Below are 23,931 nucleotides of genomic sequence, written 5' to 3'. Positions count from 1 at the left end.
CCACGCGCGTCGGCGGGCGCCGTCCTCGTCCGTGGTGCGGTTACTGATCGGTCGACCCTCTCGTGGCGGATGCCGGCGGCACCCGGTGGTGGTGGTCGGTGACCTCCTGGAACGCGGCTGCGGCGGACAGGACGAGTCGGTCGTCCCACGGGCGTGCGACGAGCTGCACGCCGACCGGCAGACCGTCCGGCGCGGTCCCGGCGGGCATCATGAGCGCCGGGAAGCCGACGTAGTCGAAGACCCGGGTGTTCCGGGGGATCACGTCGTGCAGGTTGTACGGCACGCCGTCGACCGTCATCGTGAGGTCGTCGAGTCGGGGCGCCGTGGCACCGATCCCCGGCGTGAGGACGACGTCGACCCCGGCCTCGTCCATCCGTGCGACCATCGCGGCCTGCACGAGCGGACGGCGTCGGAGGGACCGGAGGTAGTCCGCGGCCGTCGGCGTGAACGCGACGTCGAACCGCGCACGGGTGCCGGCGTCGAACAGGTCGGCGGTTGCGGCGTTGGCCTCCTGGTTGGCCGCGAGTTCGCCGTAGAAGACGGTCCAGCACTCGGCGTCGATCGCCTCGAGGTCGTCGAACTCGATCGGCACGATCTGCGCCCCGAGTGCCGCGAACCGGTCGACAGCGGCCGCGTGCGCGTCGAGCACCGCACGGTCCACCCGCTCGGTGAACCAGACCCGGGGCACGCCGATGCGCATCCCCGCGATCCGTCCCGGTGCCGCCTCGACGAGCGGGACCGCGGTGTGCGTCGTGGGGTCCTGCCCGTCGCCACCGGCGATCACGGCGAGCACGAGCGCGAGGTCCTCGGCGGTGCGGGCCATCGGTCCGACGTGGTCGAGCGTCCACGACAGGCTCGCGACGCCCGTGCGCGGGACGAGGCCGTACGTCGGCTTGATGCCGGTCGTCCCGCACAGCGCCGACGGCACCCGGATCGATCCGCCGGTGTCCGACCCGAGCGCGAGCGGGACGATGCGTGCGGCGAGGGCGGAACCGGAGCCGGTCGACGACCCGCCCGTCCAGCGCTCGGGGTCCCACGGGTTCCGCACGGCGCCGTACCGTGCGTTGTGCGGGCCGCCGCAGGCGAACTCGGTCGTCGCGGCCGTGAACACCGGGATCGCCCCGGCCGCACGGAGCCGGGCGACCACGGTGGCATCGGCGGGGGCCACGCGGTCGCCGGTCTGCAGCGAGCCGCTCGTGACGACCGTGCCGGCGACGTCGATGATGTCCTTCACTGCGAACGGCACGCCCTCGAGCGCACGGGCCTCGCCCGCGGCCCAGCGCCGGGTCGACTCGGCCGCTGCCTGCTCGGCACCGTCGACCAGGCGGAGGACGGCGTCGGACCACACGTCGTCGCTCGTCCAGTGCGGGGCGAGGGCTCCGACGACGGCGGTGGGGGTGGTGGAACCGTCGCGGTAGGCCGCGAGCAGCTCGGTGACGCTCGCCGCTGCGGGGTCGGACGCCGTCGCGGCCGTGGACACCGTGGACGCCGTGGACGCCGGAGCGGGGGCGACCGGTGCTGCCGGGGTCGGTGCCGCGTCGATCGCCGCCGCGAGGAGCCGGGTGAACAGCGCCTGGCTGTGCCCGGGCTCCGCCGGCAGGGACGACGGGGCGGCCGGGAGCGGGTTCGCGCGGCTGTCGTGCAGCGCCTGCTCCAGCTGGGGCGCGATCGTCCCGCGCACGACCGCGAACACGTCCGTCACGCCGGCACCGCCGCGGCGTGGGCGTCCGCGAGGTAGCGGAACACCCCGGGCTGCCGGTCCCGGCCGAGCGGGAAGTCGTCGCGTGCCGCGGCCACCTCGGCGACGTCGAGCGTCGCCCGGACGATCGGGCCGGCCTCGTGCGCCGGGGCGGAGACCACGAGCTCGCCGCGGGGCGACACGACCGACGAGCGGCCGAAGTAGCTCACGGTCTTGCCGTCCACGGTCTCCTCGCCGCCGCGGTTCGGGGCGACGACCCAGGTCTGCGTCTCGAGGGCGCGCACCTGCAGCTCCTGCGTGAAGAGCGTCTCGCGGAACCCCATCGAGGAGACGAGTACGAGCATCACCTCGGCACCCGCGGCCCGTGACGCGAGCCAGTACTCGGGGAAGCTCCGGTCGTAGCAGATGAGCATGCCGAAGCGGGTGCCGAGCGCGTCGAACACGACCGGCCCCGAGCCCGGCGCGAAGTAGTGCTTCTCGTCGACGTCGGAGATCGCGTTCGTCGGGATCGACGTCTTCCGGTACGCCGGCACGCGGTCGCCGTGCACGTCGGTGCCGTGGACGAGGGTGCCGTCGGCGTCGATGAGCACCGCGCTGTTGTACTGCGCGTCGCCGGCGTCCTCGTAGAGGCCGAAGACGACCGCCGTGCCGAGTCGCCGCGCGGCCTCGGCGAACCGTGCCGTCGCCGGACCGGGCACGGGCTGCGCCCAGGCCTTGCGGCTGTCGTTCCGGACGCCGCAGAAGTACGGCGTCGTGGTGAGCTCGGGGAAGACGACGAGGTCGGCGCCCTCGGCGGCCTGCTCGAACAGCGCGATGAGGCCGTCGAGCGCGGCGTCGCCGTCGGCGGGGATCTGCCCGGCCTGGACGACCGCGACCTCGAGGGTCGGCGCCGTGCTGCCGGCCGTCATGCGGTGACCGCGCTCGGGGTGACGGCGGGCGCCGACGACACGACGCCCTCGCGGGTGCGCATGAGCGGCTGGATGCGGGTGCCGAAGTCGTCCATGCCCTGCAAGAAGTCGTCGAACACGAGCATGATGCCCTTGGTGCCCGCGACGTCGGCGGCCTCGTCGAGCATCGCCGCGACGTGCTCGTAGGAGCCGACGAGCGTGCCCATGTTCATGTTCACGGCACCCTCCGGCAGCGAGATCCGCTTCGCCGTGTTGCCGTCCTCGCCGTTCGTGTCGGTGAGCGCCTGCCCGGTCATCCAGGCGATGGCCTCGACGTCCACGCCGTCGCTGTAGCGCTGCCACTTCTCCTGCGCGGCCTCGTCGGTCTCGTCGGCGATGACCATGAACAGCACGTAGGAGCCGACGTCCCGCCCGGTCTTCTCCCGCGCGGCGAGGAGCGCCTCGTTCTGCTCGGCGTACGCGGTCGGGGTGTTCACGCCGACGCCCATCGAGAAGTTGTAGTCCGAGTACTCCGCCGCGAACGCCATGCCCTGCGAGGACTGCCCGGCCGAGACGATCGGGATGTGCGACGTCGGCTTCGGCAGCATCCGGCAGTCGTCCATCTGGAAGTACTCGCCCTGGAAGTTGCTGACGCCGTCCTCCCACAGCTCCTTCATGACCTGCATGTACTCGGTCTGGTAGGCGTACCGACGCTTGAAGTGCACCTCGTCGCCCGGCCAGAGCCCCATCTGGTCGTACTCCGCCTTCTGCCACCCGGCGACGAGGTTCAGCCCGAAGCGCCCGTGCGAGATCGAGTCGACCGTGGCGGCCATGCGTGCGGCGATCGCCGGCGGGATCGTGAGGACGGCCGTGGTGGCGAACAGGCGGATGCGCTCCGTCCGGGCAGCGAGGCCGGCCATCAGGGTGAAGGACTCGAGGTTCTCGTCCCAGAACCCGCTCGGGCCGCCGAAGCCGCGCAGCTTGATCATCGACAGGGCGAAGTCGAAGCCGTACGACTCGGCCTTCTGCACGATCTCGAGGTTGAGGTCGAACGAGGGCTTGTACTGCGGCGAGGTGGTGGAGATGAGCCAGCCGTTGCTGCCGATCGGGATGAAGACTCCGATGTCCATGGGGGACTCGCTTTCTGTGTGTGGAGGAGGGTCAGGACTGCTTGGCGGCGGCCTTGGCGGCGCTCGCGACGGAGTGCCGTCGGATCGTCTGGGAGACCGCGACGGCGACGATGAGCGCACCGCCGTAGAAGAGCTGCTGGACGAAGTTGTCGGCGCCGAGCATCTGGAGCCCGACGACGCCGGAGAACAGAAAGTAGACGGCGATGAAGGTGCCGATGGCGTTGAAGCGCCCGGGGATGATCGCGGTGGCCCCGAGGTAGCAGGCGGCGAACGCGGGGAGCAGGAACGACTGCCCGCTCGAGGGGTCCGCCCCGCCGAGCGTGCCGGCGTAGACGACCCCGGCCACCGCCGCGGTGAGGCCCGCGCCGACGAACGCGCCGACGCGGAGCCGGCGGACGTTCAGGCCGGAGAGCTCGGCGACCGTGCGACCGGTGCCCACGAACAGCAGCCGTCGACCGACCGGCGTGGCGCTGAGGACGACGAGGACGACCACGGTGGCGATCAGGCCGTAGACGAACGCCAGGGGCAGCCCGGCGAGCCCGCGCCACCCGACGGTCGCCTGGACGAGCGCCGGGTCGATGCCGGTCACCGACGAGGACGCGCTCATCCACTGGATGATCCCGATCATGAACGTCGAGGTACCGAGCGTCACGATGAACGAATCGATCCGGAACGCGACCGTGAGCAGGCCGTTCACCAGGCCGACGACCACGCCGATCGCCAGGCCGACCAGGATCGCCGGCAGCAGCGGGATGTCCATCTTGGCGTTGAGGACGGCGATCGTCATGGCGGAGAGCGACATCGTCGAGGCGCCGGACAGGTCGAACTCACCCGCGGTCAGGGGGAACAGGAAGCCGAGCGCCAGGATGAGCAGCACCGACTGGGACCCGAGGATGTTCTGCAGGTTCCCGAGGGTCGGGTAGGTGTCGGGGAGCGCGATGCTGAACGCGATCACGATGACGAGCCAGGCGCCGAGCAGGGCGTAGCGCTCGGTGTGCCCCCACGAGAAGCGCGGGCGGGTGGGGCGGACGATCGACGTCTCGAGGGCGGGTTCGGCGGTGGTGGACATCAGGCGGTCTCCTTGACGGGGGAGGAGTCGGGGGAGGAGGGAGCGGGATCGACGAGGCTGGCGACGACGGCCGCCGCGATGACGTCGCGGTCGATCCGGTCGCCGGTGAGCACGTCGTGGACGCGGCCGTGGGCGAGGACCACGACCCGGTCGCACATCTGGGCGAGCTGGTCGTAGTCGGTCGAGGCGCAGACGATCGAGACGCCCTGGTCGGCGGTCCGGCGGAGCATCGAGAAGATCGCCGCACGAGCGCCGACGTCGATGCCCTGCGTCGGCTCCTGGAGCAGCACGAGCCGCGGGTCGTCCTGCATCCACTTCGCGAGGACGGCCTTCTGCTGGTTGCCGCCGGAGAGCGTGCCGAAGAGCGCGGACGGGTCGGCGGGGCGGACGTCCCAGTCGCGGACGAGGCCCTCGACGTGCGACCGCTCCCGTGCAGGCGACAGCCCGAGCAGTCCGCGGAGCTTCCCGAGGACGGGCAGGGTCACGTTCTGCTCGACGGACAGGGTCAGGGCACCGCCCTCGCGCTTGCGGTCGGCGGGGACGTAGACGACCCCGCGGGCGATCGAGGTCGCCGGGCTGGTGGCGCCGAGGTCGACCGTGGCGTCCCGGACCGTGAGGGTCCCGGTCGCCGCGCGGGCGCCGTACAGGCCGGGCAGCACGTCCTCGACGCCCGAGCCGGCGAGCCCGGTGATGCCGACGACCTCGCCGTCCGCGACGTCGAACGAGAGCCCGTCGACGACACCGGCCCGGAGGCCCCGGACCGTCACGACCGCGTCGCCCGTGGTGGCGGGGCGGGCACTGCGTGCGGCCGCGCCGTCGAGCCCGCGTCCGACGATGAGCGAGACGAGCTCGTCCGCGGTCGTGGTCGCGGTGTCCCGGTGCGCCTGGACCCGACCGGCCCGGAGGACCGTGACGCGGTCGGCGTGCTCGAGGACCTCGGACATGTCGTGCGACACGAGGAGGGCCGACGTGCGGCCGTCGGACACGAGGTCCTTGACGACGCGGAAGAGCAGGTCCGCGTCCTCCTTCGGCAGGAACACGGTCGGTTCGTCGAGGACGATGAGCGCCCGGTCGTCGCCCAGCTCGGCGACGGCCCGCAGGATCGCGACGAGCGCCTTCTGCGTGTCGGTCAGTTCCTCGATCCGGGCCCGCGGGTCGATGTCCACGCCGTAGCGGGCGAAGAGCTCCGCGGCCGCCCGGTGCTCGGCGCCCCAGCGGACGAACGGACCGCGGCCGGCGACGACGGTGGCGAGCCGGAGGTTCTCGGTCACCCCGAGCGACGGCACGAGGGCCAGGTCCTGGTGGACGAAGCTGATGCCGACGCGGCGGAAGTACCCGGGAGGCACCGGCAGCGGGAGCCGGGAGCCGCGGACCTCGATCGTCGCTCCCGGGTCCGGCGCGTAGGTGCCGGACAGGATCTTGATGAGGGTCGACTTGCCGGAACCGTTCTCGCCGAGCAGCGCGTGCACCTGGCCCGGACGGACCTCGAGTTCGACGTCGTCGAGCGCGGTCAGTCCGCCGAACCGCTTGGTGAGCCCGCTGATCCGCAGGACCGGCGCGGTGGTCGCACCGGCCTCGACGACCGCAGCGGACGCTGCGGGGCTGCGCCGTGCCTCCCGGGTGGCGCTCACTTCGCCGGACCCCAGATCTCCTCGTACCCGGTCTTGTACGCGTCGCCGTAGCCCTTGCTCGGCGCCGGCGGGGTACCCGCCTCGTCGACGTTGTCCTTCGTGAACACCTTGAGCGGGGTCTGCTCGTCGCCGTCCTCGATGATCGGGGTGTCGGTCAGGACGCGACCGGCCTGGTCGAGCGTGGCGTAGGCGAGCCACTCCATGTTCTCGCCGATGTCCATCGTCATGACGTTGCCCTCCTGCAGGATCTTCATCACTGCGGGCGTCCCGTTGTACGAGGACGTGAAGACCTGGCCGGTCTTGCCGGCCGCCGTGACCCCGGCCTCGACGAAGAGGGCCATCGAGTCGTACACGGGCAGGACGTAGTCGAGGTTCGGATCGGACTGGATCGCGGACTGGACGGTCGACGAGATCTTCGTCGCCCAGTCGGCGACCGGCACGTTCGTCACCTTCACCTTGCAGCCCGAGCAGTACTCGTCGAACTCCTCCTGCATCGCCTTGACGATGCCGTCCGACGGCGGGACCTCCGACGAGGTGATGATGAGCACGTCACCCGCGCCCTTCGTCTCCTTGATGGCCCAGTCGGCGTTGAGCTTCGCGGCCTCGTGGAAGGGCGCGGTCACCTGGGCGGCGACGAGGTCCTGCAGCTGGTCGGGGAGCGCCTCACCCGTCTGGTACGTGTGGCTGATGAGCACCGGGATGCCGGCGGCCTTCGCACGCTTGAGCGCCGGGACGATGAGCTCGCCGTTGACGCCCTGCGCGAGGACGATGATGTCGGCCTTCCGGCTGATCGCCTGGTCGATGCCGGCGGACTGCTCGGTCGGCGTGCCCTGGTTCGTGTACTCGATCCACTTCGCGCCGTACTCCTCGGCGAGCTGCTGCCCGGCCTCGTCGACGGACACGATGAACGGCACGGCGGACGAGTTCGGGATGTTGAAGATCGTCTTGCCCGCGATCTTCGACATGTCGAACGGCTTGCCCTCGAAGGTGAACTCCGGGTCGACGCTCGCCGCCGTGATCTGGCTGGTGGCGTGCTCGACCCCGGCGGAGTCGTCGGACGAGCCGCTCGAAGCCGTCGAGGTGGCGGAGCAGGCGGACAGGAACAGCACACCGCTGAGTGCGGCGGCCAGGAGCGCGGGACGTGCGAGCCGCGTTCGGGTGGGTGCGGGGGACGACATCGGTCGAGGACCTCCAGGACGTGGTGCGGGGACGGGTGACGGGTGCGGGTGCTGCCGGTGCTGCGGGTACGCCGAACACCCCGCGGCGCGGGGTGGGCGTGACGACGAGAGGCGTCGGTCACTTCGGGGTGTGGGAGAGCGCTCCGCCGGGGGCGATGCGTCGGGGTGACGGGGCCGCTCCGGTGGGGCTGATGCGAATGTAACGGGCTGCGGGCCGCCAGCGGGTGCCCGGCGGTAACGGTCCTGTTAGGCGTTTGTTTCGCCGGTGTTAGGCCACCGGCGCCACGGCGTCGACGAGCCGCCGTGCCGCGCCGTTCCGGGGCGGGCGATCCCGCCGCCCCACCCCGGAGCGGTGCGGATCCGCGCGTCCGTGCGGCGGCGCCGCCCGGGCGAAACACCCCGGAAGCAATCGCGCCGACTTCCGGTAACGCGTCTCTCACAAGTTGGCGGTCGGCCGAGCCGACCCCGCTGGCGGAATGCGACGGACCCGCCCGGAGCGGCACCCGCTGACCAGGGCATTCCCCGCCGTGGCATCCGGCGCCCCCTGGCGTAACCCACCCGATACGGGCGCGCCACGGAGGCGAAACGAACGGCGGATGGACTGCAGTCGCACACCGTCCCCGACCGCAGGAGCAGATCGATGATCACCACCGTCGTCGCCGGCAACCCCAAGCCGGCATCGCGGACGCTCGACGCGGCCACGGTCGTGCTCGAACGCCTCACCGGTCAGGCACCCGACCACGTCGTCGACGTGATCGACCTCGGCCCGGGTCTGCTCGGCTGGGGCGACGACGCGGTGTCGGAAGCGGTGCGCACCGTCGCCGCGTCCGACCTCGTCGTCGTCGCCTCGCCGACGTTCAAGGCGACCTTCACCGGCGTCCTCAAGCTCTTCCTCGACCAGTTCGCCACCGGGGACGGCCTCGCCGGTGTCGTCGCCGTCCCGCTCATGCTCGGCGCCGGCCCCGCGCACGCCCTCGCCCCCGAGGTCTTCCTCAAGCCCGTGCTCGTCGAGCTCGGTGCGACCGTCCCGGCTCCGGCCCTGTACCTCAACGACAAGCAGTACTCCGAGCCCGCATCGACCGAGGTCTGGCTCGCCCGGTGGCGCGACGTCGTCCTCGGCGCGACCGCGAGCCTCCAGGAAGGAACCCGCTCATGATCAGCCCCTACTCGCCCGAGGCCCCCGACCTCGGTGCTCTCCGTCAGGCGTTCTCCGGCTTCCCCTGCGGGGTCGCGGCGCTCGCCGCCGTCGTCGACGACGAGCCCACCGTGCTGGTCGCCTCGTCCTTCACCGTGGGGGTGTCGCAGGACCCGCCGCTCGTGATGTTCGCGGTGCAGCACACGTCGTCGACGTGGCCGGTGCTGCGTGCGGCCGGCACGATCGGGGTCTCGATCCTCGGCGAGGGGCACGCGCAGGTCACCCGGCAGCTCGCGTCGAAGGACAAGTCGGTCCGGTTCGTCGGCGTCGACACGACGGTGTCCGAGTCGGGGTCGGTCTTCCTCGAGGGCGCTCCGATCTGGCTCGAGTGCGCCGTCGAGCACACCTACCCGGCGGGTGACCACGACATCGTCGTGCTCCGGGTCCTCGGGCTCATGTCGGACTTCGCGCACAGCCCGCTGGTCTGGCACCGGTCCGCCTTCGCGACGCTGAGCGCCTGAGCGCGCTCACGCAGGGACGGGAGGCGGGGGGGGGGGGGGGGGGGGGGGGGGGGGCCCCCCCCCCCCCCCCCCCCCCCCCCGCCTCCCGTCCGGTCCTGCGGCGTCAGCCGCGCAGTGCCTCCGTCAGCTTCACCCGGCTGCCGGTGCGCAGCAGCGCGTTCTCGTAGATCCGGGCGCCGACGACCACGACGAGCACGACCGAGACCGCCACGATGACGAGGGACAGGATCGGCTCCCACCACTCGGCGGTCCCGAGGAAGATCCGCATCGGCATCCCGATCGGCGCGCTGAACGGCACGTAGGACATCACGCCGAGGATCGTCGGGTTGTTGTAGGCGACGATGATGAGGATGTACGGGATCATCACGAGCATCATCACGGGGGTGGTGACGCTGCCGACGTCCTCCTGACGGGAGACGAGCACCGCGGCCGCCGCGAACAGCGAGGCGATGAGCACGAAGCCGATCGCGAAGAACCCGACGAACCAGAGCATGCTCGGGCCGAGCACCGTGAACATGTTGTCCTGCCCGGTGACCGCGAGCGTCACCGCCGCCGCGATCGCCACTGCGACGATCTGCGCGAACGCCATCACGCTGTTGCCGAGGACCTTCCCGGCCAGGAGCGCCCGGGCCGGGATCGCCGCCATCAGGATCTCGACGACGCGGGTGGACTTCTCCTCGACGACGCTCTGCGCGATCGACTGACCGAAGGTCACGGCGGACGCGAAGTACACGACGCCGAAGGCCAGCGCCACGATGTAGACCAGGCCGCCGGGGATCGCGTTCGGGTCGAGCAGCTCGATGCGGGGGGAGACGCTCAGCGCCTGGACGACGTCGGTCGGGGCGTCGTCGAGCCCCACGACCTTGTAGCCGAGCGGGTCGTCGGACGGCAGGACCGCCGCGTCGACGTCGCCGTTCTCGACGAGCCGTTCGGCGGCGGCAGCGGTCGGCGCCTCGGTGACGTCGAGCCCCTTGCTCGTCGGCAGGCTGACCCCGTCGACGACCGCGACCGGGGTGGTGTCGCCCGCCGTGGCCTTGCCGACGATGCCGCCGACGACGATCGACGCGACGACCATGAGGATGAGGATGCAGGCGGACACGACGAACGCCTTGCTGCGGACGCGGGCCTGGATCTCGCGCGCGGCGACGAGCCGCACGGACTGGACGAACGAGCCGTTCATCGGACGACCTCCCGGAAGACCTCGCTGAGCCGGGGGACACGCGGCGAGAACGACCCGACGGTGCCGTGCTGGACGGCCCGCTGCAGGACGCGCTGCGCGGTGGCGTCGTCGGCATCGAACACGGCGTACCCGCCGTCGAACTCGCGGACGGTGACGCCCGGTTCGTCGCGGAGCCAGGCGACGTCCCCGTCGACGAGGAGCTCCCACGCGGCGGGGCCGGCCTGCTTCCGCAGTTCGTCCTGCGGGCCGGCGGCGCGGATCGTGCCCCCGGCGATCACCACGACGTCGTCGCAGAGCCGCTCGACGACGTCCAGCTGGTGGCTCGAGAACAGCACGGGCACGCCGCCCGCCGCTGCCTCGCGCAGGACGGCGAGCACGACGTCGACGGCCATCGGGTCGAGGCCGGAGAACGGCTCGTCGAGCACGAGGACCTCGGGGTCGTGGGCGAGCGCGGCGGCGACCTGCACGCGCTGCTGGTTGCCGAGGGACAGCTTCTCGACGGCGTCGGTGGCGTGCGGCGCCAGGCCGAGCCGGTCGAGCAGGTCGGTGGTGCGGCTCGCCGCGGTGCGCTTGTCGACGCCGTGCAGCCGGGCGAAGTACGTGATCTGCTCGGCGACCGGCATCTTCGGGTAGAGCCCGCGCTCCTCCGGCATGTAGCCGAAGCGGCGACGGTCGGCCGGGCCGATCGTGGTGCCGTCGATGGACACGGTGCCGGCGTCGGCCTGGAGCACGCCGAGCAGGATCCGCATCGTGGTGGTCTTGCCGGCACCGTTGCCGCCGACGAACCCGGTCAGGCGTCCGTCGCCGACCGTGAACGTCACGTCGTCGAGCACGCGGCGGTCGCCGTACTGCTTGGTCACCCCGTCGATGGTGAGCATGTCGTTCCCCTCTCGCGGCGGTTCGCTCCGCCTGCGTCGACGCTATTGCGCGGCGGGCGGCGGGCGCCTCCGGCTGGCGACGGGGATCGGGGCGCCGCGGGCTCCGCCGCGTGGGGGAGCGCGGGTCGGACGGGGGTCTAGGCGGGGGTTCCGGCCACGCCGTGCTCGAAGGCCCAGACGACCGCCTGGATGCGGTCGCGCAGTCCGAGCTTCTGGAGGACGTTCGACACGTGGGTCTTCACGGTCGCCTCACCGACCCACAGCTCCGTCGCGATCTCGGCGTTGCTCAGCCCGCGGGCGAGCAGCCGGAGGACCTCGGTCTCACGCTCGGTCAGCCCTGCCGTGACGACCGCCTCGTCGCCGTCCGGTGCCGCGGGCGCCCCGGACCCGGCGGTCGCGCGGCTGATCACCCGGCGGGTCACGTCCGGGGCGAGCAGCGCGTCGCCGGCCGCCACGGTGCGGACGGCGTCGATCAGCCGCTCGGGGGAGGCGTTCTTCAGCAGGAACCCGCTCGCCCCGGCCTCGAGCGCCTGGAAGAGGGCGTCGTCGTGGTCGAAGGTCGTCAGGACGAGCACGGCCGGTGGCTCCGGGAGCGCGGCGATCCGACGCGCCGCCTCGAGCCCGTCGACGTTCGGCATCTGGACGTCGAGGCACACCACGTCCGGACGGAGCGTCCGCACGGCCTCGACCGCCTCGGCGCCGTCAGCGGCCTCGCCGACGACCCGGAACCCCGGCTCGGACTCGAGGATGACGCGGAACCCGGCCCGGACGAGGTCCTGGTCGTCCGCGAGCACGATGGTCAGGTCGTCGGCAGCCATGCCCGCACCAGCCAGCCTCCCCGGGCGCGCGGCCCGATCTCGATCCGTCCGCCCACCGCGGCGACGCGTTCGCGCATCCCCACGTGGCCGAGTCCGCTGCCCGCGGTGTTCCGCGGTGCCCGGTCGCCGTGTCCGTCGTCGGTGACCTCGACCTCGACGCCGTCGTCGAGGTACCGCACCCGGACGTCCGCCCGGGCCGTCGGGCCGGCGTGCTTGAGGACGTTCGTCACGGCCTCTTGCGCGATCCGGTAGGCGACCGCCGAGACCGTGGGCGGGACGTCGCGGACGCTGCCGACCACGACGTACTCGGTCGGGTGCCCCGCGGTCCGGGCCGAGTCGGCGAGCTCGCCGATCCGGCCGAGCCCCTCGGTGCTCGGAGCCGCTCGGACGTCGTCGCCGCCGTCCTCGTCGGCACGGAGGGTGCCGAGCATCCGGCGGAGCTCCTCGACGGCGGTCCGGGCGCTCTGCTCGACCACGCCGAGCGACGCCGTCGCCTGCTCGGGGTCGTGGCCGATCACGCGTCGAGCCGCGCCGGCCTGCACCCCCATGAGCGACACGTGGTGCGCCACGACGTCGTGGAGTTCGCGGGCGATGCGCACGCGCTCGATCGTCACGGCCTGGGCAGCGCTCCGCTCGCGTTCGGCGGCGAGCTCGGCGGTGCGGAGGTCGAGCTCGTGCTTCGCCACCGCCGACGCCCAGGCCCGGTTGCCGGCGTACCAGGCGGCGCCGAAGTAGATGACGTTGATCACGATGTTGAGCAGCGAGAGCGCGATGTACGGCGGGATGAGGCCGCCGTCGTCGTTCGGCAGCGCGTTCGGCACCGCCCAGCCGAAGGCGATCGCGACGAACAGCCAGGCGAACATGCCGCCGATGACCACCCAGCGCACGACCTCGGCGCGGACACGGTCCGAGCACCACGCACCGACCGTGTACAGGGCGATGAACAGCGTGAAGTTCACGAGGAAGACCTCGGGCACGTGCAGGATCTGCGTCGCCGCGAAGGCCAGCGCCGAGACGACCGCCATCGTCATCGGCCACCGGCGGCGGAACGCGACCGGTGCGGCGTTCGCCACGACGAGCAGCGCCGAGACCCACCACGCTGCCTGGTCGTCGCCGTAGGTCCCGGCCGACCCGTAGAGCATCGTCGTGATCGCCAGTCCGGCCCCGAGGACGAGTGCGAGGAGGGCGTCCTGGTGGAACTCGCGGCGCCCCACCGGCAGCCGTGACCACTCCGCGGTCGTCCCCATGGTCACCACGGTAGCGGGTGCGGTGGTCGGAGTAGCCTGCCGCCAACCGAACAGGGGAGGCACCATGCAGTTCCTCGTCAACGTCATCGACGACGGGCAGGCCGAGGCCGCCGGTCGGACCGAGTCCGCGACACGGACCGAGGCGGACGCGGTCGACGCGCTCAACGAGCGGCTCGGCGACGCCGTCGTCTTCGCGGCCGGGGTGTCCGCGCCGTCGGACGCCGTGGTGGTCGACGCCCGTCGCGCCGAGCCGACCACGACCCCGGGGCTCGTCGGGGACCCGACCGAGTTCGTCGCCGGGTTCTGGGTCATGGACCTGCCGGACGCCGAGACCGCGCTGCGGGTCGCGCAGGAGGCGTCGGTGGCGTGCAACCGGAAGATCGAGCTGCGCCCGCTGCTCTGACCCGCGCACCGAGCACGGCACAGGCGGCCGTCACGAGCGTCCCGGCCCCGAACGTGCCGAGCGACCCCAGCGGTTCGACCACCGCTCCGGCCGCCGCGGCGCCGCCGGCCTGGCCGAGGACGAGCGCCACGAAGAGCACCGAGGTGCCGGCCGAGGACCGCTCCGGATCGACCTCGGTGGTCCACGCGATCAGGGCCCCGGTCGCCGCCGTGTACCCCCAGCCGAACACGGCGCACGCGACGAGCGCCACGGGCGTCCACTGCGGCACCGTGCCGAGCGCCAGCACACCGAGGGCGACGGCGGCGGTGGTGAGCGTCCACTGCGTCCGGGCACGCAGCCGACTGGTCCACCGGGCGGTCGCCACGACGGCGGCACCGCCCGCGCCGAGCGCGATCCACGCGGACACCGAGACGGCGACCGGTGCGCCGGCGTCGACGAGCACCGAGCGGCCGTAGGTCCACACGACCGCCGACCCTGCGCCGAAGAGCAGGGCGAGCACGAGGACCGCACGGTGCGCCGTCCACCACGCCCGGTCCGGGGCCGGTGCTCGCTTCGTGGGGGTCTGCCCGGCCGTCGCCGTCCGGCGGGGCGACCACGAGGACGCGAGCAGGACCGACCCGACGACCAGCGCCGCGATCCCGGACCATGTCCACGCAGTCCGCCAGTCGGGCAGGAGCACGAGCGCGAGCACGCCTGCGGCGACGAGGCCGGGGCCCGTCCCGGCGTTCACCACGGCCTGCGCCCGGCCCTGTGCCGGCTGCGGCACGAGGGTCGTCACGAGACTGACGAGTGCGGGCGAGGCCAGTCCCGCGCCCGCCGAACCGACGACCGACGCGATCGCGAACGCCGTGGGGTCGCCGGCCGCGGCCATGCCGAGTGCACCACCGCCCGCGACGACGGCGGCGACCGCCACGAGGACCCGGGGCACGCGGCCGGCACAGCGGTACCCGACCACGGCGCCGACGCAGTACATCGCCGAGGCTCCGGAGGAGACCCACCCCGCAGCGTCGGCGCGCAGCCCGAGGTCCCGCTGGACGTCGGGCAGGAACAGCCCGTACGCCAGCCGGACCAGGCCGTACGTCGCGGCGATCAGGCCGAGGCCGCTCCCCAGGAACACCGACTGTCGCAACGAAAACGATCGTTTCACTTCTGAGAGCCTAGGGTGCTCTCATGGCGATGCGTCCAGGAACCGAGCAGAAGCTGCTCGACGCCGCCGAGGAGCTCTTCTTCACCCAGGGCATCGCCGCGACGCCGATCGACGCCGTCCTCGAGCGCGCGGGGATCTCGAGCGCCACGCTCTACCGCGGGTACGCCAGCAAGGAGTCGCTCGTCGCCGCGGCACTCGCCCGTCGACACGACGACTGGCTCGCCACGTGGGACCGGGCCGTCGCCGCCGCCGAGGACGACCGCGGCCGGCTGCTGGCGGTGTTCGACGCCCTCGACGCGTACCGGTCCACGCCGTCGGGGTCGCGGTGGTGCGCGTTCCTCGGCACGGCAGCCGAGTACGTCGACGCCCCGTCCGACGTCCGCGCGGTCCTCGACCGCGAGACCGACACCCTGCGGCGACGCCTGACCGAGTCGGCCGAGCCCGTGGTCGGCGCACACGCGGGGGCACTCGCCGAGCAGCTGCTGCTCCTCGTCTCGGGGTACCTCGCGATGCGCCTCCGCGAACCCGGCCTCGGGACCGGTACCGCGCGTGCCGTCGCCGACGCGCTCCTCGGGGCGGCGGAGCGACCGGTTCCTGCGCGACTTCACACCTGACGTCCGCGTGTACCCGAGGTGCTCCGGTACCCGACTCGGTAGCTTGCCCGGTGTGCAGCGGATCTCCTCGACCCTCGTGACGACGCGTGTGACCTCGGACGGCATCGTCCCCCTCGCATGACCAGCTCGCGCGCGGCCCGGATCACCCGCCGCTCCCTCCTCGCCGGCGGCGCCGCGGTCGTCGTGGCCGGTGCCGCTGCCGAGGCCGTGAACCTCCGGCTGCTCCCCGGCCGCTCGACGATGTACCGCGTGCTCGGCCTCGACGGACCGGCGGGCACCGTCCCCGACGTCACGCCGGTGCCGACGGTGTCCGGGTCGTTCACGTCGCGCGCTCGGAAGGGCCTCGAGGTCGGCTGGACGATCGCCGCGCCGCAGTCCGACGGGCCCCTGCCGATCGCGGTCGCCCTGCACGGCTACGGCGACGACCACGCGGACTTCTTCGGCTCCCACCTCGGCTACGACCGGTTCCTCGCCGCGCACGTCGCCGCGGGCGGAGCGCCGTTCGCGATCGCCGCGGTCGACGGCGGCAACCGCTACTGGCACCGCCGCGCGGACGGTGACGACCCCGCCGCGATGGTCGTCGACGAGTTCCTGCCGCTGCTCGCCCGCCGCGGGTTCGACACCGCACGGCTCGCGTTCACCGGCTACTCGATGGGCGGCTACGGCGCGCTCCACATCGCCGGCGTGCTCGGCTCGGCGCGGGTGCGTGCGGTCTCCGCGATCAGCCCTGCGTTGTGGCGGTCGGCGGGGGAGACGGCACGTGGCGCCTTCGACGACCCCGCGGACTTCGCCGCGAACACGGTGCTCGGCCGACAGTCCTCCCTCGACGCCGTCGCGGTCCGCGTCGACTGCGGCACCGGCGACGGGTTCGAGCCCGCCGTGCGCGCGTACGTCGACGGCTTCGCGATCGCCCCGGACGGCGGGTTCGAGCCGGGCGGGCACACCACCGCCTACTGGCGGCGGCTCGCGCCGCAGCAGCTGCGGTTCCTGGGTCGGCACCTGCAGGCCTGACCCGCGCCGACGGCGGCCTGGAGGCGCGGGTCGGCCCCGCACCGTCCCTCCCGTCCGTCGGCTGGTCGAGCCGACTGACGTTTACGGTCTCGTCGGTGACCGTTCCGGTTCACGATCCCCGGGATCCGCGAACCGGAACGGTCACCGCGCGGACGTATTCAGCGGATCCCGCGCAGGCCGCGCACCGCGTCGGCGGCGAGCTCGGCGAGCCGTCAGGCGCGACCGCGGTTGCGGCGGCGGATCTCCTTCGGCGCCCGGCCGGCCATGAACGAGCGAGCCGGGTCGACGAGGAACCCCTGGCGCAGTGCCTCGCGGCCGACGAGCATCCGGAAGCCCATCTGGTCACGGTTGCTCAGCGTGACCTCGGCCTCGAAGACACGCCCGGCGAGGGACATCTCGGTGAGGACCACGATGCGCTCCTGGGTGTGCCCGGTGGAGCTCCGGACGATGCGCCGGTCGTGCACGTCGCACTCGATCGTGACGGCGTCGGCGTCGGTGTCCTGCCAGGGGTGCACCGAGAAGCGGACCCGGTCGCCGGGGAGTTCCTCGAGGTCGAACGCGTGCAGCGCCGAGCTGCGCGCACCGGTGTCGAGCTTCACCTTGATCCACGGGATGCCGAGGCTCGGCAGGGCCGCCCACTCCCGCCAGCCGGCGACCACGAGACCGCCGTTCGGGGACTTCGGTTCTCGGGCCATGTGCCCATCCTGTCGCATGCTTGGATGGAGCGTCGCCGTCGATACCAACCCCGGAGCCTCCCCGATGAAACTCGCCATCCTGTCGCGTGCGCCGCACGCGTACTCGACGGAGCGCCTCCGGGCCGCCGCGATCGACCGCGGGCACGAGGTGAAGGTGCTCAACACGCTCCGGTTCGCGATCGACCTGACCGGCGACGACCCCGACCTGCAGTACCGCGGCAAGCTCCTGTCCGACTACGACGCCGTGCTGCCGCGCATCGGGAACTCGATCACCTACTACGGCACCGCAGTGGTCCGGCAGTTCGAGCAGATGGACGTCTACACGCCGAACACCGCCAACGGGATCACGAACTCGCGCGACAAGCTGCGGGCGAACCAGATCCTCTCGCGGCACGACATCGGCATGCCGGCGACGACGTTCGTGAACGGCCGCGCCGACGTCCGCGGGGCGATCGAGCGCGTCGGCGGAGCGCCCGTCGTGATCAAGCTGCTCGAGGGCACGCAGGGCATCGGCGTGATCCTCGCTCCCGAGGCGAAGGTCGCCGAGTCGATCGTCGAGACCCTGCACTCCACGAAGCAGAACGTGCTCATCCAGAGCTTCATCTCGGAGAGCCGCGGCAAGGACATCCGCGCGCTCGTCGTCGGTGACCGGGTGGTCGCGGCGATGCGGCGGAGCGCCTCCGGCGACGAGTTCCGGTCGAACGTGCACCGCGGCGGGACGGTCGAGAAGGTCACGCTGACGCCCGAGTACGAAGAGGCCGCCGTCCGCTCGGCGCAGATCATGGGCCTGCGGGTCGCCGGCGTCGACATGCTCGAGGGCAACGACGGGCCGCTCGTGATGGAGGTCAACTCCTCCCCGGGGCTCGAGGGCATCGAGCGTGCCACCGGCCTCGACATCGCCGGCGCGATCATCGACTTCATCGCGAACCAGGTGGCCTTCCCCGAGATCGACGTCCGGCAGCGGCTCTCGGTCTCGACCGGTTACGGCGTCGCCGAGCTGCTCGTGCACACGAACGCCGACCTCGTCGGGAAGACCATCAAGGAGTCCGGTCTCTGGGACCGCGACATCACCGTCCTGACGCTGCACCGCGGCTCGGGCGTCATCCCGAACCCGCGCAGCGGCGTGGCCCTCGAGCCCGGCGACCGCCTGCTCTGCTTCGGCAAGCTCGAGGAGATGCGCTCGATGATCCCCGAGCGCCGGAAGCGCCGTGCGAAGGTCCGCAAACTGCCCAAGGAGCCGCGTCAGCCCGAGGCGTGAGGCACATCCGGAGTGCACTGTCCCCCGCCTGTCAGCGCATCCGGATCGCGTACCCAGGCCAGATGCGGAAGTATGTGTCGGTGACGATCATGACGGAACGGCCGGTCGACCAGGCGACGAGCACCGAAACGGAGCGGCCCGGCAACGCCACGGCCAAGCACGACAACGTCGCGCTGCTCTCCGTCGCGACGACCGTGGCGGAACGCGTGACCACCTCAGCCGACATCGAGGAGAAGCTCCGCGGGGTGCTGCGACGCCTGCGCCTGCCGATGGGGCTCCTCGAGCGCGTGGCCGGGGTCAAGGAGCGCCGGAACTGGGGCGAGGGCCAGTCCTTCCAGGACGCCGCCATCGATGCCGGACGCCGCGCCATGGCCGAGGCGGGCATCCGCCCCGAGGACGTCGGCCTGCTCATCAACACGTCGGTGACGCGCCCGCACCTCGAGCCGTCGGTCGCCGTGCGCCTGCACCACGGGCTCGGCCTGCCGTCGTCCGCGATCAACTTCGACATCGCGAACGCCTGCCTCGGGTTCGTCAACGCGATGAGCGTCGCCGCGGGCATGATCGACTCCGGTCAGATCAAGTACGCGCTCGTGGTGGACGGCGAGGACGCCGACCAGGTGCAGCTCAACACCATCGAGCGCCTGAACCAGGGCGGCCGCAACCGCAAGGACTTCATGAGCGAGTTCGCGAGCCTGACGCTCGGGTCCGGCGCCGCAGCCGCCGTGCTCGGCCCGGCGGACATGCACCCGGGCGGTCACCGGATCGTCGGCGGCGTCACCCGCGCGGCGACCCAGTGGTACGACCTCTGCGTCGGCAGCGTCGACGGCATGTTCACCGATGCGAAGATGCTCCTCAAGGGCGGCATGGAACTCGTCGTCGCCGCCTGGAACGAGGCACGCTCCCACTTCGACTGGGCCGACATGGACCGCTACGTGCTCCACCAGGTCTCCGACGTGCACACGAACGCCTTCGTCGAGGCCATCGGCGTCCCGCGCGACAAGGTCCCGACGACGTACGAGCGCTTCGGCAACGTCGGTCCGGCGTCGATCCCGATCACCCTCGCGGACGAGGTCGCCCGCGGTGCCATCCGCCCCGGCGACCGGGTGTTCCTCGGCGGTGTCGGCTCCGGCATCAACACGGCGATGATGGAACTGCGCTGGTGAGGTCCGGCCTCCCGCGCGTCGCCGCTGCCACGGCTCCGGCGACGCCCCCGCCGCCCCTGCCCGGACTCGACCCCGCCTGGTCGCGCATCGTCACGGTCCCCGCCGCTGTGGATCCAGGAGGCACGGCTCGCCCCGAGCGCTCGTGGCACCTCCTCGACACGGCCGGCTCCCTGGCCGCGCTCGGTGTGGAACCCGTCGGCACCCTGCTGTGCGTGCACGGCAACCCGACCTGGTCGTACCTGTGGCGGTCGGTGCTCCGCACCTCGCTCGACGTCGCCGCCGCCGGTGGTCCGGCGTGGCGGGTCGTCGCGGTCGACCAGCTCGACATGGGCTTCTCGGAGCGCACCGGCGTGCAGCACGGGCTCGCGGACCGCGTGCGGGACCTCGGCGCGCTGACCGACGAACTCGGGCTGTCCGGCCCGGTGGTCACCCTCGGGCACGACTGGGGCGGTGTCGTCTCCCTCGGCTGGGCGGTCGACCACCCGGACCTCGTGGTGGCCGTCACGACGTGCAACACCGCCGTGCACCAGCCCGACGACGCCCCGATCCCCGCACCGCTGCGGCTCGCGCTCCGTCCGGAGCTCCTCGGCCGTGCCACGGTGCTGACGCCGGCGTTCCTCGAGACGACGCTCGCGATCGCCCACCCGCGGCTCGACCGTCCCACCGCGGATGCGTACCGCGCGCCCTACCGCGGAGCGGCTCGTCGCGGGGGCGTCGGCGGGTTCGTGGCCGACATCCCCGTCGACGGCGACCACCCGAGCGCACCGGAGCTCGACCGGATCGCGGCCGGCGTCGCCGCGCTCGAGGTCCCCGCCCTCGTGATGTGGGGGCCGCGCGACCCGGTGTTCCTGGAGCGCTACCTCGACGACCTCGCGGAGCGCCTGCCGCACGCGGACGTCCACCGCTTCGAGGGCGCCGGGCACCTGCTGCCGGACGACGCCGACGTCGCCGGGACGGTCGTCGAGTGGCTCGGTGACCACCTGCCGGACGGGCGCGTGCCCGCGGGGGCCGAGCCGTCCCTCCTGGCCCGCACCCATGACGACGCCGACGTGCGCCGCCCGCTCTGGGCCGCACTCGACGAGCTGCGCGACAGCGACGAGGCCGCGCTCGTCGAGATGGCCGCTGCCGGCGGTCCCCGGACCGTCTCGTGGCGGTTGCTCGCCCGTCGGGTCGACGAGATCGCGGCCGGACTGGTCGACCTCGGCGTCCGCGCCGGTGACCGCGTCTCGCTCCTCGTCACCCCCGGCGCCGACCTGACCGCCGTCCTGTACGCCAGCGTGCGCATCGGGGCGGTCGTCGTCGTGGCCGATGCCGGGCTCGGCCTGCGCGGCCTGACCCGTGCGGTGCGCGGTGCCCGTCCCGACTGGATCATCGGCGCGCTGCCCGGCCTCGGGGCCGCACGGGCGCTCGGCTGGCCCGGTCGGCGCATCGCGACGGTGTCGTTGCCGGGGCCGGCTCGTCGGGCGCTCCGGGTCGAGCACACGCTCGTCGAGGTCGCACGACGCGGAGCGCAGCGCCTCGCACGGGGCACCGCGCTGCCCGGTGCGCCGTCGTCCGAGGCGCCGGCCGCGGTCCTCTTCACGTCCGGGTCGACCGGGCCGGCCAAGGGCGTCGTGTACACGCACGGGCAGCTCGGCGCGGTCCGCGACACCCTCGCGGCGCAGTACGACATCGGCGTCGGCACCGGCCTCGTCGCCGGGTTCGCCCCGTTCGCGCTCCTCGGTCCCGCGCTCGGCGCCCGGTCGGTCGCACCCGACATGGACGTCACCGCGCCCCGGACCCTGACCGCTCGGGCAGTCGCCGACTCGGTCACCGCAGCGGACGCCACCGTCGTGTTCCTGTCACCCGCGGCGGTCGCGAACGTCGTCGCGACCGCCGGCGCACTCACGGCAGCGGACCGTGCGGCGCTCGGTCGCGTGCGGCTGTTCCTGTCGGCCGGTGCTCCGGTGTCGGCCGAGCTGCTGACCGCGGCCACCGAACTCATGCCGAACGCGAGCGCCCACACGCCCTACGGGATGACCGAGGGGCTGCTGATGACCGACGTCGACCTCGACGGTGTGCGCGCCGCAGCCGCCGACACCCCGGACGAGGACGGCATCTGCGTGGGCCGACCCGCCACCGGCGTCCGCGTGCGGATCGCCCCGCTCGACGAGTCCGGCGAGCCGTCCGGAGCGCTGACCGAGGACCCGGGCGTCACGGGCGAGATCGTCGTCGCGGCGCCGCACGTCCGCGAGCGGTACGACCGGCTCTGGCGCCAGAACCGGGTGTCGCGGCTCGGCGTGGCGGACCCGCGCGGGCACCGCACGGGCGACGTCGGCCACCTCGATGATGCCGGTCGGCTCTGGGTCGAGGGACGCCTGCAGCACGTGCTCACCACGGCGGACGGGGTCGTCACGCCTGTCGGTCCCGAGCAGCGGATCGAGCGCGTCCCCGGTGTCGGTCGTGCCGGGCTCGCCGGCATCGGGCCCCGCGGCACGCAGCAGGCCGTCGCCGTCGTGGAGACGACCGGTGGGCGCCGCACCCGTCGGCCAGCACTCGCCGACCCCGACCTCGCCCGGGCCGTCCGGGCTGCCGCGGGGATCCCCGTCGCCGCGGTGCTGACGGTGCCCGAGCTCCCGACCGACATCCGGCACAACTCGAAGGTCGACCGTGCACGGCTGTCCCGGTGGGCGGCCTCGGTGCTGTCCGGTGGACGGATGGTCCGGCCGTGAGGGTCCTCGTCACCGGTGCGAGCGGGTTCCTCGGGCAGGCGACCGCCGCGGCCGTGCGTGCTGCGGGGCACGAGGTCCGGACGTTCCAGCGACGGCCCTCCGGGGTCGAGGGAGTGTCGGACGTGCTCGGCAGCATGACCGACCCCGCAGCCGTGGCCCGGGCCGTCGACGGCATCGAGGCGGTCGTCCACCTCGCCGCCAAGGTCTCGCTCGCCGGCGACCCGGACGACTTCGTCCGCGTGAACGTCGACGGCACCCGGACGCTCCTCGACGCTGCACGTGGCGCCGGGGTCGAGCGGTTCGTGTTCGTCTCCTCGCCCTCGGTCGCGCACACCGGGTCGTCCCTCGTCGGTGCGGACGCCGGACCCGCCGAGCCCGCGCGGGCCCGCGGCGACTACGCCCGCACGAAGGCCGCGGCCGAGCTGCTCGCACTCGCCGCGGACGCCCCCGGGTTCGCCGTCGTCGCCGTCCGCCCGCACCTCGTGTGGGGTCCCGGCGACACGCAGCTCGTCGGCCGGATCGTCGACCGTGCCCGCACGGGGCGCCTGCCGCTGCTCGACTCCGGCGCCGCGCTCATCGACACGCTCTACGTCGACAACGCCGCGTCCGCGATGGTCGCCGCGCTCGACCACGCCGCCGACGACGGGGTGCACGGCAACGCGTACGTCGTGACGAACGGGGAACCCCGGCCCGTCGGGGACCTGCTCGCCGGGATCTGCACCGCGTCCGGGGTCCCGGCGCCGCGGGTGCACGTGCCGGCCGGGGTGGCCCGGTTCGCAGGGTCGCTCGTCGAGGCGGTCTGGCGTGTGCGTCCGGGCGAGGACGAGCCGCCGATGACCCGGTTCCTCGCCGAGCAGCTGTCGACGGCGCACTGGTTCGACCAGCGGCGCACCCGTCGTGACCTGCAGTGGACGCCCGCGGTGTCGATCGACGAGGGGCTCGGCCGGCTCGCTGCCGCTCAGGGCTCGTCGGCGGCGACGTAGACCCAAGCCGTCGCGCCCGACCCGAGGGTCACCTCGACGCGCTGGTAGTCGGCGACCTCGTAGTCGTCGACGGCCCGCATCTGCCACTCGTGGCCGAGCGTGAGGCACGCACCCTCGACACGGTCCTCCGGGGTGCCCCGGCGCAGGATCGGGTGCCGGTCCGAGCCGCTCGTCCGGATCACGCGGGGGTCGGTGATCGTCACCCAGTCGAGCCGCCAGCCGGGGAGCGAGTCCTCCGTGGTCGGCACCGGCCCGCCGAACAGGGTCTCCTGCACCTCGGGCTGCCGGAGGGTGCCGTACGAGAAGACGAGGTTCACGCCGACGTTCGGCGCCGGGCGACGTGGACGTCGGGGAGCGATCGACGGCGCGGACGTCCACACGATCGCCCCCGCGAGTCCGGTCAGGCCGAGGTGGAGCAGTCCGACGACGCCGAGCACGCTGCCCCAGATGATGCCCGAGTCGTCGCCGGTGCAGCGGTACTCCGGCCAGGTCTCGTCCGCGCCGAGACATCCGTACCGGTTCGCGAGCCCGACGACCAGGCCGACGAGACCGACGACGAAGCAGAGCAGCGCG

Annotated in this window: 22 protein-coding genes; 9 read left to right on the top strand and 13 right to left on the bottom strand. The window is 73.0% G+C overall.

The genetic code is table 11. From position 1 onward, the window contains the following. Positions 1-40: 40 nt before the first annotated feature. Genes WFH25_RS16245 through WFH25_RS16220 form a run of 6 tightly spaced genes read right to left on the bottom strand, consistent with a single transcriptional unit; the run spans position 41 to position 7,594 of the window. Positions 41-1,702, bottom strand: coding sequence for an amidase (locus WFH25_RS16245; RefSeq protein ID WP_336698568.1), 1,662 nt, complete (start codon positions 1,700-1,702; stop codon positions 41-43). Beyond that, positions 1,699-2,607 (bottom strand): carbon-nitrogen hydrolase family protein, encoded by a 909-nt coding sequence (locus WFH25_RS16240; protein WP_071295726.1) that lies wholly within the window; start codon positions 2,605-2,607, stop codon positions 1,699-1,701. The genes WFH25_RS16245 and WFH25_RS16240 overlap by 4 nt, the downstream gene beginning before the upstream one ends. After that, positions 2,604-3,716 (bottom strand): pyrimidine utilization protein A, encoded by a 1,113-nt coding sequence (gene rutA / locus WFH25_RS16235; RefSeq protein WP_070418017.1) that lies wholly within the window; start codon positions 3,714-3,716, stop codon positions 2,604-2,606. The genes WFH25_RS16240 and rutA overlap by 4 nt, the downstream gene beginning before the upstream one ends. Before the next feature lie 31 nt (positions 3,717-3,747). Next, entirely contained in the window at positions 3,748-4,785 is a 1,038-nt protein-coding gene (locus WFH25_RS16230; protein WP_071303008.1) for an ABC transporter permease, read from the bottom strand. Continuing rightward, positions 4,785-6,416: a sugar ABC transporter ATP-binding protein gene (locus tag WFH25_RS16225; protein ID WP_336698567.1), complete on the bottom strand. Its 1,632-nt coding sequence runs from the start codon at positions 6,414-6,416 to the stop codon at positions 4,785-4,787. Before WFH25_RS16225 ends, WFH25_RS16230 begins: the two co-directional genes overlap by 1 nt. Continuing rightward, a complete protein-coding gene (locus tag WFH25_RS16220; protein WP_309776794.1) occupies positions 6,413-7,594 on the bottom strand; it encodes a sugar ABC transporter substrate-binding protein in 1,182 nt (393 codons plus the stop codon). The genes WFH25_RS16225 and WFH25_RS16220 overlap by 4 nt, the downstream gene beginning before the upstream one ends. A gap of 640 nt (positions 7,595-8,234) precedes the next feature. Between WFH25_RS16220 and WFH25_RS16215 the strand changes: the two genes are divergently transcribed. Together WFH25_RS16215 and WFH25_RS16210 are read left to right on the top strand one after the other, a co-directional pair. Then, on the top strand, positions 8,235-8,750 hold the full coding sequence (locus tag WFH25_RS16215) for an NADPH-dependent FMN reductase (RefSeq protein WP_336698565.1): 516 nt from the start codon (positions 8,235-8,237) through the stop codon (positions 8,748-8,750). Then, the gene (locus tag WFH25_RS16210; protein WP_070418022.1) at positions 8,747-9,250 is read left to right on the top strand and encodes a flavin reductase family protein; all 504 of its coding nucleotides are present in this window, start codon (positions 8,747-8,749) and stop codon (positions 9,248-9,250) included. The genes WFH25_RS16215 and WFH25_RS16210 overlap by 4 nt, the downstream gene beginning before the upstream one ends. A 103-nt stretch (positions 9,251-9,353) precedes the next feature. Here the strand turns inward: WFH25_RS16210 and WFH25_RS16205 are convergent, their stop codons facing one another. From WFH25_RS16205 to WFH25_RS16190, 4 genes are all read right to left on the bottom strand, one after another. Beyond that, complete coding sequence (locus WFH25_RS16205; RefSeq protein WP_336698563.1) at positions 9,354-10,430, bottom strand: ABC transporter permease; 1,077 nt, start codon at positions 10,428-10,430, stop codon at positions 9,354-9,356. Further along, a complete protein-coding gene (locus WFH25_RS16200) occupies positions 10,427-11,308 on the bottom strand; it encodes an ABC transporter ATP-binding protein (protein WP_336698562.1) in 882 nt (293 codons plus the stop codon). The genes WFH25_RS16205 and WFH25_RS16200 overlap by 4 nt, the downstream gene beginning before the upstream one ends. 137 nt (positions 11,309-11,445) lie before the next feature. Next, a complete protein-coding gene (locus tag WFH25_RS16195; protein WP_071295732.1) occupies positions 11,446-12,126 on the bottom strand; it encodes a response regulator in 681 nt (226 codons plus the stop codon). Continuing rightward, positions 12,108-13,373 carry a sensor histidine kinase gene (locus WFH25_RS16190; RefSeq protein WP_336698561.1) on the bottom strand — a complete coding sequence of 422 codons (1,266 nt, stop codon included), beginning with the start codon at positions 13,371-13,373 and terminating at the stop codon, positions 12,108-12,110. Before WFH25_RS16190 ends, WFH25_RS16195 begins: the two co-directional genes overlap by 19 nt. Before the next feature lie 64 nt (positions 13,374-13,437). Here WFH25_RS16190 and WFH25_RS16185 point away from each other — a divergent pair, with 64 nt between their 5' ends. Further along, positions 13,438-13,776, top strand: a complete 339-nt coding sequence (locus WFH25_RS16185; protein WP_083414001.1) for a YciI family protein — start codon at positions 13,438-13,440, stop codon at positions 13,774-13,776. Here WFH25_RS16185 and WFH25_RS16180 read toward each other — a convergent pair. Next, positions 13,682-14,923 carry an MFS transporter gene (locus tag WFH25_RS16180; protein ID WP_336698559.1) on the bottom strand — a complete coding sequence of 414 codons (1,242 nt, stop codon included), beginning with the start codon at positions 14,921-14,923 and terminating at the stop codon, positions 13,682-13,684. The two genes, WFH25_RS16185 and WFH25_RS16180, sit on opposite strands and share 95 nt — an antisense overlap. 23 nt (positions 14,924-14,946) lie before the next feature. Between WFH25_RS16180 and WFH25_RS16175 the strand changes: the two genes are divergently transcribed. Continuing rightward, positions 14,947-15,537 carry a TetR/AcrR family transcriptional regulator gene (locus WFH25_RS16175; RefSeq protein WP_336698558.1) on the top strand — a complete coding sequence of 197 codons (591 nt, stop codon included), beginning with the start codon at positions 14,947-14,949 and terminating at the stop codon, positions 15,535-15,537. A 117-nt stretch (positions 15,538-15,654) separates the two neighbouring features. Continuing rightward, entirely contained in the window at positions 15,655-16,548 is an 894-nt protein-coding gene (locus WFH25_RS16170; RefSeq protein ID WP_336698557.1) for an alpha/beta hydrolase, read from the top strand. Positions 16,549-16,760: 212 nt separating this feature from the next. On the opposite strand, the gene WFH25_RS16165 is transcribed toward WFH25_RS16170, so the two are convergent. After that, on the bottom strand, positions 16,761-17,243 hold the full coding sequence (locus tag WFH25_RS16165) for an ATP-dependent zinc protease family protein (protein ID WP_092388521.1): 483 nt from the start codon (positions 17,241-17,243) through the stop codon (positions 16,761-16,763). Positions 17,244-17,307: 64 nt separating this feature from the next. On the opposite strand from WFH25_RS16165, the gene rimK reads away from it, so the two are divergent. The 4 genes from rimK (at position 17,308) to WFH25_RS16145 (ending at position 23,358) form a co-directional block, all read left to right on the top strand. Next, positions 17,308-18,501 (top strand): 30S ribosomal protein S6--L-glutamate ligase, encoded by a 1,194-nt coding sequence (gene rimK, locus WFH25_RS16160; protein ID WP_070418032.1) that lies wholly within the window; start codon positions 17,308-17,310, stop codon positions 18,499-18,501. 89 nt (positions 18,502-18,590) lie between these two features. Continuing rightward, on the top strand, positions 18,591-19,664 hold the full coding sequence (locus WFH25_RS16155) for a 3-oxoacyl-ACP synthase III (protein WP_070419407.1): 1,074 nt from the start codon (positions 18,591-18,593) through the stop codon (positions 19,662-19,664). Further along, a complete protein-coding gene (locus WFH25_RS16150) occupies positions 19,661-22,375 on the top strand; it encodes an alpha/beta fold hydrolase (RefSeq protein ID WP_336698556.1) in 2,715 nt (904 codons plus the stop codon). The genes WFH25_RS16155 and WFH25_RS16150 overlap by 4 nt, the downstream gene beginning before the upstream one ends. Next, a complete protein-coding gene (locus WFH25_RS16145; protein WP_336698555.1) occupies positions 22,372-23,358 on the top strand; it encodes an NAD-dependent epimerase/dehydratase family protein in 987 nt (328 codons plus the stop codon). Before WFH25_RS16150 ends, WFH25_RS16145 begins: the two co-directional genes overlap by 4 nt. Here WFH25_RS16145 and WFH25_RS16140 read toward each other — a convergent pair. Continuing rightward, positions 23,334-23,931 (bottom strand): gamma-glutamylcyclotransferase family protein (locus WFH25_RS16140; RefSeq protein ID WP_336698554.1); only part of this gene is annotated, 598 nt, incomplete at its 5' end. The genes WFH25_RS16145 and WFH25_RS16140 overlap by 25 nt on opposite strands.

The sequence above is a fragment of the Curtobacterium sp. USHLN213 genome, assembly GCF_037144815.1.
Classification (GTDB): Bacteria; Actinomycetota; Actinomycetes; order Actinomycetales; family Microbacteriaceae; genus Curtobacterium.
The sequence above is the reverse complement of the archived record's forward strand: the minus strand, read 5'-3'. Positions and strand labels throughout refer to the sequence as shown.

What these genes read in the sequence shown, in the direction of transcription:
- WFH25_RS16240 (WP_071295726.1), bottom strand. Translation starts at nt 2,607, where the DNA reads ATGACGGCCGGCAGCACGGCGCCGACCCTCGAGGTCGCGGTCGTCCAG.
- rutA (WP_070418017.1), bottom strand. Translation starts at nt 3,716, where the DNA reads ATGGACATCGGAGTCTTCATCCCGATCGGCAGCAACGGCTGGCTCATC.
- WFH25_RS16230 (WP_071303008.1), bottom strand. Translation starts at nt 4,785, where the DNA reads ATGTCCACCACCGCCGAACCCGCCCTCGAGACGTCGATCGTCCGCCCC.
- WFH25_RS16220 (WP_309776794.1), bottom strand. Translation starts at nt 7,594, where the DNA reads ATGTCGTCCCCCGCACCCACCCGAACGCGGCTCGCACGTCCCGCGCTC.
- WFH25_RS16215 (WP_336698565.1), top strand. Translation starts at nt 8,235, where the DNA reads ATGATCACCACCGTCGTCGCCGGCAACCCCAAGCCGGCATCGCGGACG.
- WFH25_RS16210 (WP_070418022.1), top strand. Translation starts at nt 8,747, where the DNA reads ATGATCAGCCCCTACTCGCCCGAGGCCCCCGACCTCGGTGCTCTCCGT.
- WFH25_RS16205 (WP_336698563.1), bottom strand. Translation starts at nt 10,430, where the DNA reads ATGAACGGCTCGTTCGTCCAGTCCGTGCGGCTCGTCGCCGCGCGCGAG.
- WFH25_RS16200 (WP_336698562.1), bottom strand. Translation starts at nt 11,308, where the DNA reads ATGCTCACCATCGACGGGGTGACCAAGCAGTACGGCGACCGCCGCGTG.
- WFH25_RS16195 (WP_071295732.1), bottom strand. Translation starts at nt 12,126, where the DNA reads ATGGCTGCCGACGACCTGACCATCGTGCTCGCGGACGACCAGGACCTC.
- WFH25_RS16190 (WP_336698561.1), bottom strand. Translation starts at nt 13,373, where the DNA reads ATGGGGACGACCGCGGAGTGGTCACGGCTGCCGGTGGGGCGCCGCGAG.
- WFH25_RS16185 (WP_083414001.1), top strand. Translation starts at nt 13,438, where the DNA reads ATGCAGTTCCTCGTCAACGTCATCGACGACGGGCAGGCCGAGGCCGCC.
- WFH25_RS16175 (WP_336698558.1), top strand. Translation starts at nt 14,947, where the DNA reads ATGGCGATGCGTCCAGGAACCGAGCAGAAGCTGCTCGACGCCGCCGAG.
- WFH25_RS16170 (WP_336698557.1), top strand. Translation starts at nt 15,655, where the DNA reads ATGACCAGCTCGCGCGCGGCCCGGATCACCCGCCGCTCCCTCCTCGCC.
- WFH25_RS16165 (WP_092388521.1), bottom strand. Translation starts at nt 17,243, where the DNA reads ATGGCCCGAGAACCGAAGTCCCCGAACGGCGGTCTCGTGGTCGCCGGC.
- rimK (WP_070418032.1), top strand. Translation starts at nt 17,308, where the DNA reads ATGAAACTCGCCATCCTGTCGCGTGCGCCGCACGCGTACTCGACGGAG.
- WFH25_RS16155 (WP_070419407.1), top strand. Translation starts at nt 18,591, where the DNA reads ATGACGGAACGGCCGGTCGACCAGGCGACGAGCACCGAAACGGAGCGG.